Raw genomic sequence first — 13,023 nt, 5'->3', positions numbered from 1 at the left:
CTGACCAGATTAACTGAGTCAGGCTTTATGTTTGATAGGACCTTTATGTTTAGTGATATTTAAGGTAGTACGTATGTTTGTATATTTTACAGATGGAACTTGCATTAATGATTCTGAAATTTATGGCGTAAAAGCTAAGCACGAGCAAAATAAATATGTAGTGGAGGTGACTATTAAGCCGACCCATGTACTCACTACAACCGTGAGCGTACAATTTAAGAAAGAAGTTTTTGATGATCCAAATTTAGCAAATCAGTACCTTAATCATAATTTTAATATGCCACCATATTTTTAAAACAATAAAAAAGCCTATTTCCCAGGGCCAATAGGAAATAAGCTTACAGCTTTGGACCACTTGAGAATGTTACATATCATCCCATGCATCTTTAATCGCTTGTTTAGCGTGTTCCCATTTAAGGCGGGACTCGGCTTTTAGCTCTTCCCATTTTTGCTTTAAGCTACCTTCCATATCTTCAAACTGAGTTCCTTCTTTAGATTCAGAACGAGCCCGATGACCAAGTTCATAAGCTGCAGAAAAATCACGATCATAATCTAGATCTGGTGTAGTTAATTGCGCTTCTTGATAATAAGGACGAGTAAGATAGCTTTCACGCCAGCGAGAGTCAGAATAGTTATGATCGCCAGCTACCAGTTGAGCATGATCTGTATTTTGATCTGTCATCAGAATTCCCTCATATTTTATTAAATTTTATGTTTATATTTTGATTTAGGAAGGTGCTTTCACCTTCCTAAATGATTGACCGCATCAAAGAACAACTAAAAACGATTAGCGTTGTTGGTTGTTATTTGAGTTTTGTTGGCCAGAATCTTTTTGGTTAGATCCTTGTTGTTGGCCGCGGTTATCATTTTGCTGTTGCTGCTGACTATTTTGTTGCTGTTGATCGTTTTGCTGTTGGTTACCGTGTTGCTGTTGATTACGGTTGTCATTTTGCTGTTGTTGTTGCTGCTGATTATTACGTTGATTTGCTTGATTATTAGTAGTGCTCATTTTTTAATACCTCATATCAATTATGACGATGTGTTTTATCTGAGAGCTTCAGATAGGTTTATTAAAACATGTAGATTTTAAATGTGTAGGGTAGGGGTGTTACGCTATATTTAACTGTAAATTTAAAATTTGAATAAATTGCTGATTTTTAATATAAGTAATTTTTTAGAATAAACATTATTAATATGAATGTTTAATAAATTACATTTCAGTACACAATATTTAAAAAAGATAATAAATATGTCTAAATGTATATTTGTTATATTTTATATAGGTTAAGGTGTTTTTTTATCTAATATAATAAATTTTATATCTTGAGTAATGTAGTAAGTCAACTTTCTAAGCTTTAAAAAAGCTGGTCCTTTTAATACACGCCTAAAATTATAAAAATTATTTTGATAATATATTGAATAAAAGAACGTTCCTACTGGTTTTTCTTGTGTTTCGGAACCCCCTTTTTTGAGTAGACCCGTACATGCAACATACATATCTGCATGTAAAAGCTCTTTTCCTTTATTAATCATTTCAACAGTTACTTGCATTGATTCTGCTGTATATTTTTCAATAAGTTCTTCTGAAATATGTAGAGTATTTTCTTTGACACGAAGATCATAACTCACAAGGCTTCCAATCAATATATCCCCCGAATAAGGGTTCAAAGAGAAGCGGTAAGCCAGATAGCCGGCAGAAGCACTTTCAAAAAAAGCAATTTTAATTTTTTCCTTAGCTAATAATTTACAACATGAATTAAACATTTTAATTCTCCCTTAAATTGTTTTTAAAATGTTATAAAAATATATAACTATTTGCTTTGTTATTTTTTTAATGTTTATAATTTTGATAGTGAAACTAATGTAAGTTTAGATTAAGTTTTGCAAATTTTATATAAAAACAGCAGCTTAAATAATTCTAAAAGTTTAAATGTAATTTTGCGTTAGTAACTATGTTGTTGAAATATTTTAATTTTCAGGTTTGATCTTAATTTTTAATAACGCAAAATAACAAAGTTGAAACTTGATTATAGTTAGGGTGACGTATGGTAATTGATATCTCACAAACGGAGAATGAAAATGCCTGTTGTAGTGAAAAAAAGATTATTAGACTTATTACAAGATAATCAACAAAATTATTATGAATTGTTTGTTTTTTTTCTTGACCCTGATGTTTCAAGTTTTGAGAAAGAGAAAAAGGCAAGAGATTTTCTTATTAAAGAAATAGATAAACTAGAGATGACGGAAATAGATTTTCCTTCAAGTATCGATTCGATTAAAGAATGGTGTGAAAACGATAATAAAAAAAATTGTCAGGAATTTCAGGCATATTTAAATCGTAGACAAGATGGTCATGGTAGAGAGTATTTTCAAAATGTTGCTCAGGCGTTTGAGTTTTTAATAAGGGTTTCTCCGACCAAAAAAGTAGATGGTGCTTGGCTATATAGCTCTGTACATTACTGGAATGATCCTGTCTTTCATGAACTTATTATTACTTATCTGGAAGAGCTTGGATTAGGTGAACCGAAAGCGAATCATGTGTGTATCTATGATGATCTTTTACGCAGTCTTGGACTCGACAGTTTCGACCTGCTTTTAGAAGATGATTATTACCATCAAGCCGTAGTACAGCTTTCACTAGGGTATGCACCGCCTGAGTTTATTCCAGAAATTGTTGGTTTTAACTTAGGTTATGAGCAGCTTCCTCTGCATCTTTTAATTTCAAATTATGAGCTTGCTGAATTAGGTATCGATTCTAAATACTTTAATTTACACATTACTATCGACAATATTGACAATGGCCATGCTTATAAAGCGATTAAGGTTATTGAAGATATTTACAATAAATATAGGGATAAAGAGCTCTTCTTTACCAAGTTAAAACAAGGTTTTGCCTTGAATAACCGTGGTGAATCTTCTTCAAATATTATAAAGAATTTAAGTCTTGAAGACTTTGTTCATAAAATTTTGAAAAGAAAAGCACTTGTCGGTCAGTTAATTCATAACGAAACCAGACAGTTTGGCTGCAAAACTATTAATCAATGGTTATCAAACCCCGATGATATTGCAGGATTGATCAATCATTTAACTGAACAGAAATGGATTAAATTTAATACCGACCCTGAACAGAGTGTGTTCTGGCGGATGATTAATGAAGAAAATGGAAAAATGTTTGGGGTATTTAACCCTGTAGAGCGTCAAATTATTCATGACTGGATCGCTGGTAGTGATCATTCTTCTAACTTCTTGGCATACAGTAGAGAACTAAAGAATAGCCAGCGTATTCAAGATTATCTGTTTAGCTATATCTCTGATGGCGAGCTTGATGCACTGCAAGAGCGCGTGCTGCAATCAAGCGATCTTGCAATAAAAATATGCAAACTTACTCCGTTTCTAGCCCCTGATTCTCATCATAAAAGTATTGGTCTTTGGAGTACTCGTAAATACGTAGAACTTCTTTTTCCTTATTTAGGGACGTTTAAAAACTAGTTTGATAAACGTTTTCAACTTCAACCCAAGTTTAACTTTCAAAACATAGGTAATGGACATGAACGACAAAACTAAATTAACTAATAAAACAAGTGAAATGGCTGGCGCCGATGCAGCAAATAAAGCCAATACTACCCAGAAAACTGAACAGTTAGACACAGTAAGAGATGATGCAACCAATGAGGCATTAACCACAAATCAAGGTGTTAAAATAGCTGATAACCAAAATAGCTTAAGAGCGGGTATTCGTGGTTCGACCTTGTTGGAAGATTTTATCTTAAGAGAAAAAATCACCCACTTTGACCATGAGCGTATACCTGAGCGTATTGTGCATGCTCGTGGTGTAGGGGCGCATGGTTATTTTCAGGCTTATGAAGGAAATGAACGTTTGACCAAAGCTGGGTTCTTAACAGACCCAACCATTCAAACTCCAATTTTTGTACGCTTTTCAACGGTGCAAGGTCCGCGTGGTTCAGCTGACACTGTCCGTGATATTCGCGGTTTTGCAATTAAGTTTTATACGCAAGAAGGTAATTTCGACTTAGTTGGTAATAACGCCCCAGTCTTTTTTGTGCAAGACGGTATTAAGTTTCCGGACTTTGTCCATGCAGTAAAACCTGAACCAGATACAGAAATCCCGACTGGTGCAACTGCACATGATACTTTCTGGGATTTTGTGTCTTTAGTACCTGAATCTGCACATGCGGTAATTTGGGCAATGTCAGACCGTGCGATTCCACGTAATTTACGTTCAATTCAAGGGTTTGGTGTGCATACCTTCCGTCTAATTAATGCCGAAGGTAAATCACACTTTGTGAAATTTCACTGGACACCAAAACAAGGTTTAAGTGCGCTCGTATGGGACGAAGCTCAAAAACTTGCTGGTAAAGACCCAGATTTCCACCGTCGTGATCTTTATGAAGCGATTGAGCAAGGCTTTTATCCAGAATGGGAACTCGGCGTGCAGATTGTCGAAGAAGAAGATGAAATGAACTTTGACTTCGATTTACTTGATCCAACAAAAATTATTCCTGAAGAATTAGTCCCTGTTACGCCAATTGGTCGATTTGTTTTAAACAGAAATGTAGATAACTTCTTTGCTGAAACAGAGCAGGTGGCTTTCTGTCCGGGTCATGTAGTGCCTGGTATTGATTTTACAGATGACCCACTTTTACAAGCACGTCTATTTTCATATACAGATACCCAGTTAAGCCGTTTAGGTGGACCAAACTTCCACCAAATTCCGATTAATAAACCTGTGTGTCCATTCCATAACAATCAACGTGATGGCATTCATCAACATACCATTCATAAAGGTCAAGCTTCATATCAACCAAACTCGATCGATGGAAATTGGCCAGTTGAGACACCGCCAGCAGCATCAAATGGTGGTTTTGAAAGTTATCCTGAAAAAATTAGTGGACATAAACTTCGTCAAAGAAGTGAGACATTCTCTGATTATTTCTCACAGCCTCGACTTTATTACAAAAGCCTTGCGCCGCATGAGCAAAAACATGTGGTCGATGCCTATACTTTTGAGTTAAGTAAAGTTCAAAGAAAACATATTCGTGAGCGCCAAGTTCAACAAATTTTGGCAAATATCGACCTCGATCTGGCACGTCAAGTCGGTGCGAATTTAGGTATTGAAGTGCCGGATTTAACCTTAGATTATAAGAAAACAGCAATTGAAAAATCTGCCAAGTTGTCTTTTTTAGCTTTCCCTCCTGAAGACATTCAAGGTAGAAAAGTCGCTGTGCTTATTCATAATCTTGTGAAGTCAGATACACTTGAAGCAATTAAAAATTGGGCAATTAAAGAAGGTGTAGTTGTTCATTTACTAGCGCCGAGCTTGGCTCCAGTAAAAGACCATAAAGACAATATTATTGTAGCTGATGGTATGCAAATGGCTGAACCTTCAATTGCTTATGATGCTGTAATTGTTCCAGATGGCGATAATTTAAATGCAGTGATGCAAGATGGTGTAGCGCGCCATTATGTACTAGAAGCTTATAAGCATTTAAAACCAATTGCATTTTTAGGCAATAAATCTGATTTGCTTGAACCACTCGGTTTAGTTGCAGATGAAGGAACTTTGGTTGAGGATGAGTTCCAGCATATTGCAGAAAAATTTAAAAATCTGATTAAAGCTCATCGTGTTTGGTCACGAGAACAAATAGCCGCACACGTACCGGCTTAAATAAAAAAGCCCTGAAAGTTGAAGCTTTCAGGGCTTTTTCTAAATGACGTTAGCGCTTAGCCATTAACAATTTGACCGCCATTTACATGAATTACCTGACCCGTAATATAACTTGCATCATCTGAGGCAAGAAAAAGGTAAGCAGGGGCGACTTCACTTGGCTGACCCATGCGACCCATTGGGGTATCTTTACCAAATTTCTCAACCGTTTCTGCATCGAAACTGCTTGGAATGAGAGGAGTCCAAATTGGCCCTGGTGCCACACCATTTACGCGAATACCTTTTTTCTGTTTCATTAAGTTGTTCGACAAGCTACGAGTAAAAGAGGTAATCGCACCTTTAGTACTCGCATAATCGATGAGCTCATCATGACCTTGATAACTGGTAATGCTGGTGGTGTTTATAATACTATCACCTTCTTCCATATAAGGAATCGCTTCTTTGGTTAAATAAAACATGGCAAAAATATTTGTTTTAAATGTTTTTTCTAATTGTTCATTACTGATACTTTCAATTTCTTTTTGCTGATATTGAACTCCAGCATTATTTACTAAAATATTAATTTTTCCAAAATGCTGTAAAACCTTATCAATATTTTGTTTTGCAAGGTCTGCATCGGAAATATCACCTTTTAATAGAAGACAGTGCTGTCCTTCCTTTTCAACAAGTTGTTTGGTGATTTCAGCATCTTGATCCTCTTCAAGATACAGTACCGCAATATCGGCGCCTTCACGGGCAAACAATACGGCAACCGAACGGCCAATACCGCTATCGCCACCGCTAATGACGGCAACTTTGCCTTTTAGTTTCTCACTACCTTTATGAGATGCTTTAATGATTTCTGGTTCAGGATGCATCTTCTCCTGTTCGCCTGGCTGATGAGGTTGAACTTGTGCTGGAACTGCTGTTGGATACTCATTTGTTGTATTTTCCATGTCTAGACTACCTCTATTTAAATTTCAGTCCCTTTATAGTGATTAATATGCACGTGAATATAAGTAAATAGTCTTTTTTAAAAAGTTGTCTTTGTTATTTTATATATAAGGATGTAAAAAAATATAACATCTAAATTTTTATTAAATAATATCCAATAATTTAACCTTGTTTTTATCAATCATGCTCTCAATAATTGATCGATTACCTGTATCCTCTAACCAATTTTCTATAGGTATATAATCCGATAAATCTAAAATTTCTTTTATTACGGTTTCTGCTTCTACTATAGATTTTAATTCTGGTTTATTTTTAGCTACTAAATTATCAAATGGTTCTTTTATATCTTCTTTCTCAATGTTTTTTGATTTAATAATATGTAAATCTCTTTGGAAAGGATGGCTTGCATGAGGTGGATCTAATCTATAGCTCCATTCTTGGTTATAATCTTGCCAAATATTTTTAATTTGTATATTACTAAGTAAAATTTCAGGTACAGAAATATGAATGTATTGTAGCGATGACTGAGTTTGAGGTAATTGCATGATTCATCTCTCATAAATATTATATTTTAATTTTAAATCTTGATTTTGCTCACTCAAGTAAATTTTTTCTGAAAAAGTAATTGATTATGTTGTTGTTTTTAAATAATTTTAATTGTATTTTTTATTTGTTTCTTCAATTGTTAAGATGTTTTTGTTTATTATTGATTTGTACATTGTGAAAGTTTATGTTATTCACATTGATCTTTTAAAGGCATTTGTAAAAATATATTATTATGTAGGATTGAGTAATAATAAGTATGGCCAGTATTTAAAAAGTAAAACTATAGAATATTTTATAAATATTTTAATTGATAAAATCTTTATTTAAATAATCATCTTAGAGTTTTTTACGTATTTTAATTTATATACATTTAAAAAGGTTGAAACATAGCATAGGTATAAAAATATTTTAAATCTCTTATCTTAAATTTATCCGTTCAACAAAAGCGGTAGCTACTATAATTTAAATATAGGAAGATATAACTATGGCTAATACTAGATATGAAGATCACGATAACAATAGTTCAGGTACTTCAAATCGTGGATTTGCAAGTATGGATCCTGAAAGAGTAAGAGAAATAGCCAGTAAAGGTGGGCGTGCTGCGCATGCAAGTGGTAATGCACATGAATTTACTTCAGAAGAAGCTCGTGAAGCTGGTCGAGCTGCACACGCTAGTGGTAATGCACATGAATTTACCTCGGAAGAGGCTCGTGAAGCTGGTGCTTTAAGTCATAAGAATGATGATCGCAATGGTCGCGGTCGCAGCCGTTATGACGATGACGAAGATGATGATCGCGGTCGTTCAGGTGGCCGAGGCCGTAGCCGCAGTCGTTACGATGACGACGAAGATGATGATCGCGGCGGTCGTTCGAGTGGCCGAGGCCGTGGTCGCAGTCGTGATGACGATGACGAAGATGATGATCGCGGTCGCTCAAGTGGCCGAGGCCGTGGTCGTAGCCGTTATGATGATGACGATGAAGATGATGATCGCGGTCGTTCAAGTGGCCGAGGTCGTGGTCGCAGCCGTTATGATGACGACGATGAAGACGATGATCGTGGCCGTTCAGGTGGCCGAGGCCGTGGTCGCAGTCGTCGTGACGATGATGACGAAGATGATGATCGCGGTCGTTCAAGTGGCCGAGGTCGTGGTCGCAGCCGTTATGATGACGACGATGAAGATGATGAACGTGGCCGTTCAGGTGGCCGAGGTCGTGGTCGCAGCCGTCGTGACGATGATGATGAAGATGATGATCGCGGTCGTTCAAGTGGCCGAGGTCGTGGTCGCAGCCGTTATGACGATGACGAAGATGATGATCGTGGCCGTTCAGGTGGCCGAGGTCGTGGTCGCAGTCGTCGTGACGATGATGACGAAGATGATGATCGCGGTCGTTCAAGTGGCCGAGGTCGTGGTCGCAGCCGTTATGACGATGACGAAGATGATGATCGTGGCCGTTCAGGTGGCCGAGGCCGTGGTCGCAGCCGTGATGACGACGATGAAGATGATGATCGTGGCCGTTCAGGTGGCCGAGGTCGTGGCCGTAGCCGTTATGATGACGATGACGACGATGATCGCCGTGGTCGTTCAGATGGCCGTGGACAAAACTCTCGTAATCAAAAACGCGATGCTTATGGACGCTTTACGTCTTAAGCAACCAGTTTTTGAGAATAAAGGAGGCATTAGGCCTCCTTTATTTTTTATTATTTTTAAACTTATGAATGAGTAAGAGGGTGTAGGCCTTTTACAATATCTGTAAATTCTGAGCCGTTTATCCAAAAAGATTTCTTTAAAAATAATGTCGTCATAATACTTTCGGCTGCTTCACTTTCCGGATTTTCACAGAAAATTCCATAGCTTTCGCCTAATACCGCATCATTTTCAATAAGACGGATATAGTAGGCATGTTGTTCATTCGCATAACCTAAAACTGCATCACGTTGATTTTTCATTTCGCATGTCTCCATACCAAAAACTGAATCTAACTCATATTTAAGTGTTCAGAATTTCATTGATAAAAATCAAAACAGTCAGTAATAAGGACTATTTCACAATAGGTTTTGATTCTCTTCAAATTACCATTTTTGTTTTAACATCCCTGTTAAAAGCAAAATGGATTAAAATCTGATCATGAAATTTATTGTTATGCAAAAAAAATATTTCGTCAACTTGAAAATGTAACTTTTTCAAGTTACATTGTTTGTGTAGGATTTGAACGGTGAAATGGAGGCGATATGCCAAAGAAGAAAGAATTCGAGCATGGCGGTGCACGGGAAAACGCCGGCCGTAAAGCACAGTTCAATGAACCCACCAAAGTGATTCGTGTTCCTGAGTCTCAAGTCAACTTTATCAAAAATTGGTTACTGAATAATGTCAAAACCGATAACCAGACAGATTTCACCTCAAAACTAAAAATACAGCAGGTGCATCCGAACAACGATAAAATTTACCATATCCCTTTGGCGACAGAACGCGTGGCTGCGGGTTTTCCATCGCCAGCACAAGATGATATTGAACAAGCACTCGACTTAAATGAGTACTTAATTAGAAATGAAAATGCCACCTTTATTGTCAAAGCCAATTCGTTGTCCATGTTAGATGCCGGAATTGATATTGATGATCCGCTTATTGTGGACCGTAGTATTCCTGCTAAATCGGGCGATATTGTGATTGCACTTATCGACAATGATTTCACTGTTAAGCGCTTAATGATTGATACCCAATTTCAACCTCCTAAAGTGTGGCTAAAAGCAGAAAATCCTGATTATCAAAATATTTATATTGAAGAGGGGCAAGAACTGGTGATTTGGGGAGTAGTGACTTATAACCTCAAACGTATGAGATAAATTTTTCTTATATTTTATTATTCATGTTACTGACCTGAAATGGAGGCCAGTAACTTTTTGCTGAATATCTTTTTAAATTTGCCCAATCAATAAACATGTAGCGATAACGACCATCAAACCACCTGAAAAACGGCCGACTAACTGTGCTGCCTGCGGTCTGGTTTTCAAAATGGCCTCTGAACCATAACCCACCATTAAGTAAATAATGGCGCAGCTAATCATGTGGACAACACCAAAGGCAAGAATTTGAGTTGTCACTGACCATGAAGCAGTGGTGTCAATGAATTGAGGAAGCAAGGCTAAAAAGAGTAAAAAAACTTTCGGGTTTAAGCCACTCACATAAACACCTTTAGTTGCCCAGCTCAACCATGACTGAGCCTTTTCAGAACCAGACTGATTTGGAGTAGGAGGGGTAAGTAATAAGTTTATTCCCATCCATAACAAATAAGCAGAACCCGCCACAGTAAGAATCATCAAAGCAGTTGGGTTATTTGCTACAAGCAGACCAACACCAGCCGCTACCAATAAAATCGTAATAAAGTGCCCAAATAGCATACCTGCAACAGCGGGTACGACGACTTTACCCTTAATACCTGCCGAAATGGCATAGGCCCAGTCTGCCCCTGGTGTAATAATAAAAAGAATAGAGACACTCCAAAATGCAATAAAAATATTAAAAGCCATATACTTATCTCGGCAAACTATTTTCCAAAGGTTTCGCCCGTGGTTTAGAAAAAATCCCTATTTATTCGAGCTTGTTGAAAATAATATGCTCATGTATTTAGAATGTGCTTTTAAATGTTTGCTCATATCACATACATTTGGGGTAAATTTTTCTAAATGGATCGCACAGATAAAAAGATTCTTGCTGAATTGCAATTAAATGGCCGATTATCTATCACTGAATTGGCAGAAAAAGTTGGTTTGAGCATTTCACCTTGTCACAGACGAGTGAAGGCTTTAGAAGAGTCGGGAGCTATCAAAGGCTATCGGGCAGAACTCGACCCAAACTTAGTCGGTTTTGAGTTTTCAGCGATTGTTTTTATTACGCTTAAAGAAGGTGATAAACAGGCAGTAGAGAAGTTTGAAAATGCCGTAATTGATATCCCGCAAATTATTCAGGCCCAACGCTTATTTGGTGAACCAGATTATTTGCTACATGTGGTCGCTAAAGATTTGCCGGCTTTTCAGCGTTTGTACGATGAAAAATTATCTGCTATTCCAAGTGTGCAAAGGCTCATCTCAACCATTGTGATGAAAGATGTAGTGCCTGAACGTTTATTTCCGATTGGCTAAGAATCATCAGATATAAAAAAAGAAGCTTTAAAGCTTCTTTTTTTAATTGGTAAGGGAGTTAAGCATCGAGTGTTTTACACAAAGAACAAATTGTACCGTTATGTTTGTGAGAGAACATAATATCTGGACGCTCATAGCCTTGCTCACATACGCGGCAGTGATAAACAGTTGCTACTGGTGTACCTTCAGCATCGTAACGTGGTTCTTTAACGCCGTCATCGTGTGACTTGATGTAGTATTTTCCTTTGGTTAGTAGGCCCATGATTGGTGTTAATACAAAGGCAAGTAAAAGCGCAATAATTGGAGAGTAAGGCGCTAGGAAACTACCCAGTAAGCCGAAGAATGCTGCAATTGATAAGCCTGCTGATACAAGGAACGCAACCATACCAACAGGATTTACGTTGTAGAGCATGTCACGGCGGTATTCCGGTTCTTTTGGTGAAAGTTTTAAAACATATTTGTTGATCGAAATATCTGTTGCAACCACCACAACCCAGGCAATCGCAAAGTTTGAATAGAACCCTAAGATTTTACCTAGTACCGCAAACATGTTGCCTTCCATTAAGGCAAGTGCAATTGCCAAGTTTACGATCACAAAGACAATACGTCCCGGATAATGTTTGCTAATACGAGTATAGGCACTTGTCCATGCAAGGGAACCAGAGTAAGCATTGGTCACATTAATTTTAATTTGAGAAATAACCACCAAAATAACCGCAAGTGTTAAAGCCGCCCAGCCCGGAAGCATGTCATGAAACGCCGCATTAAACTGTTGAACAGGTTCAGTGCTGTTTACGCCCGGTATTTTAGTGAGTAAATAGAAACCTAAAAATGCCCCAATAATTTGTTTAATCGCCCCTAAAATCACCCAGCCCGGACCTGCTGAAATAACTGCAGCCCACCATGCTTTACTATTTTCTTTTGTTTTTGCAGGCATGAAGCGTAGGTAGTCAATTTGCTCACCGATTTGCATGATTAGGGATAAGCATATACCCGCACCAAGCATGATCGCTGCCATATCTACAGGTGCAAAACCTTCATGACCTGTAAACGTTGCAAACTGGCTAACTAAGGTAGGTTCTTGGTAAATCAGATAGGCCACAGGACCAATCATTAGAACGAGCCAAAGTGGGGTAGTCCAGACTTGTAATTTACTTAAAGCTTTCATGCCGTAAATGACGAGTGGAATGACCATAACAGTTGAGATGAGATAACCTGCCCAAAGCGGAATGCCTAAACCGAGCAATAACCCTTGCGCCATGATTGAACCTTCAAGGGCAAAGAAAATAAAGGTGAAACTGGCGAAAATGATACTGGTCAGGACCGAACCGATATAACCAAAACCTGCACCGCGGGTAATCAAGTCAAGGTCGATGTTATAGCGCGCTGCGTAGTAGGCTAAAGGAATGCCGGTTAAGAAGATAATAATCGCTGCAAATAAAATGGAGAAAACAGCATTGGTTGTTCCATAAGACATACCAATACTGGCGCCAATAGAAAAGTCAGCAAGATAGGCAATACCACCAAGTGCAGTAATAGCGACAACTTTGGGACTCCAGCGCCGAAAGCTGTGTGGAGCATAACGTAAAGTATAATCTTCTAAGGTTTCATTCACTGCTTTTTGTGAATCTGTACCTTGCACAGTGTCCAGATTTGGATGTTCAGATACACTCATAACATCAATCTCCCAATCATTTTCGGTCAATCAACACAAATATTGA

The 13,023-nt window shown here is 37.6% G+C and carries 14 protein-coding genes; 6 read left to right on the top strand and 8 right to left on the bottom strand.

The genetic code is table 11. The features are described from left to right. The first annotated feature begins 73 nt into the window (after positions 1-73). Entirely contained in the window at positions 74-295 is a 222-nt protein-coding gene (locus J582_RS07220; protein WP_002048363.1) for a hypothetical protein, read from the top strand. 69 nt (positions 296-364) lie between these two features. Here the strand turns inward: J582_RS07220 and surA1 are convergent, their stop codons facing one another. The 3 genes from surA1 to J582_RS07205 all read right to left on the bottom strand — a co-directional run bounded on the left by surA1 (position 365) and on the right by J582_RS07205 (position 1,764). Then, positions 365-682: a surface antigen protein 1 gene (gene surA1 / locus J582_RS07215; RefSeq protein ID WP_002048358.1), complete on the bottom strand. Its 318-nt coding sequence runs from the start codon at positions 680-682 to the stop codon at positions 365-367. A 105-nt stretch (positions 683-787) separates the two neighbouring features. Further along, a complete protein-coding gene (locus J582_RS07210; RefSeq protein WP_032047618.1) occupies positions 788-1,009 on the bottom strand; it encodes a hypothetical protein in 222 nt (73 codons plus the stop codon). Between the two features lie 275 nt (positions 1,010-1,284). Next, on the bottom strand, positions 1,285-1,764 hold the full coding sequence (locus J582_RS07205; RefSeq protein ID WP_032047617.1) for a CinA family protein: 480 nt from the start codon (positions 1,762-1,764) through the stop codon (positions 1,285-1,287). A gap of 315 nt (positions 1,765-2,079) precedes the next feature. Here J582_RS07205 and J582_RS07200 point away from each other — a divergent pair, with 315 nt between their 5' ends. Next, positions 2,080-3,489 (top strand): iron-containing redox enzyme family protein, encoded by a 1,410-nt coding sequence (locus J582_RS07200; RefSeq protein WP_032047615.1) that lies wholly within the window; start codon positions 2,080-2,082, stop codon positions 3,487-3,489. A gap of 52 nt (positions 3,490-3,541) precedes the next feature. Continuing rightward, positions 3,542-5,686: a catalase HPII gene (katE, locus tag J582_RS07195; RefSeq protein ID WP_009501073.1), complete on the top strand. Its 2,145-nt coding sequence runs from the start codon at positions 3,542-3,544 to the stop codon at positions 5,684-5,686. Positions 5,687-5,742: 56 nt separating this feature from the next. On the opposite strand, the gene J582_RS07190 is transcribed toward katE, so the two are convergent. After that, entirely contained in the window at positions 5,743-6,621 is an 879-nt protein-coding gene (locus J582_RS07190) for an SDR family oxidoreductase (RefSeq protein WP_032047614.1), read from the bottom strand. Positions 6,622-6,762: 141 nt separating this feature from the next. Continuing rightward, on the bottom strand, positions 6,763-7,164 hold the full coding sequence (locus J582_RS07185) for a DUF6367 family protein (RefSeq protein ID WP_004887676.1): 402 nt from the start codon (positions 7,162-7,164) through the stop codon (positions 6,763-6,765). Positions 7,165-7,649: 485 nt separating this feature from the next. On the opposite strand from J582_RS07185, the gene J582_RS07180 reads away from it, so the two are divergent. After that, positions 7,650-8,813: a KGG domain-containing protein gene (locus J582_RS07180; RefSeq protein WP_032047613.1), complete on the top strand. Its 1,164-nt coding sequence runs from the start codon at positions 7,650-7,652 to the stop codon at positions 8,811-8,813. A gap of 62 nt (positions 8,814-8,875) precedes the next feature. Here J582_RS07180 and J582_RS07175 read toward each other — a convergent pair whose 3' ends face one another. After that, positions 8,876-9,112 (bottom strand): hypothetical protein, encoded by a 237-nt coding sequence (locus J582_RS07175; RefSeq protein ID WP_004709372.1) that lies wholly within the window; start codon positions 9,110-9,112, stop codon positions 8,876-8,878. Between the two features lie 282 nt (positions 9,113-9,394). Between J582_RS07175 and J582_RS07170 the strand changes: the two genes are divergently transcribed. Continuing rightward, positions 9,395-10,006, top strand: coding sequence for a LexA family protein (locus J582_RS07170; RefSeq protein ID WP_001124839.1), 612 nt, complete (start codon positions 9,395-9,397; stop codon positions 10,004-10,006). A 72-nt stretch (positions 10,007-10,078) separates the two neighbouring features. Here J582_RS07170 and J582_RS07165 read toward each other — a convergent pair whose 3' ends face one another. Then, entirely contained in the window at positions 10,079-10,690 is a 612-nt protein-coding gene (locus tag J582_RS07165) for a LysE family translocator (RefSeq protein ID WP_002048382.1), read from the bottom strand. Positions 10,691-10,846: 156 nt separating this feature from the next. On the opposite strand from J582_RS07165, the gene J582_RS07160 reads away from it, so the two are divergent. Beyond that, a complete protein-coding gene (locus tag J582_RS07160; RefSeq protein WP_000376211.1) occupies positions 10,847-11,302 on the top strand; it encodes an Lrp/AsnC family transcriptional regulator in 456 nt (151 codons plus the stop codon). A 58-nt stretch (positions 11,303-11,360) separates the two neighbouring features. Here J582_RS07160 and J582_RS07155 read toward each other — a convergent pair whose 3' ends face one another. Further along, positions 11,361-12,977: a purine-cytosine permease family protein gene (locus J582_RS07155; RefSeq protein ID WP_032047612.1), complete on the bottom strand. Its 1,617-nt coding sequence runs from the start codon at positions 12,975-12,977 to the stop codon at positions 11,361-11,363. Between the last annotated feature and the right edge of the window lie 46 nt (positions 12,978-13,023).

Origin of the sequence: Acinetobacter sp. 1566109 (genome assembly GCF_000582255.1) — a bacterium.
GTDB classification, from domain to species: Bacteria; Pseudomonadota; Gammaproteobacteria; order Pseudomonadales; family Moraxellaceae; genus Acinetobacter; species Acinetobacter nosocomialis.
Note: the sequence above shows the minus strand (reverse complement) of the source record. Positions and strands in the feature narration are given on the sequence as shown.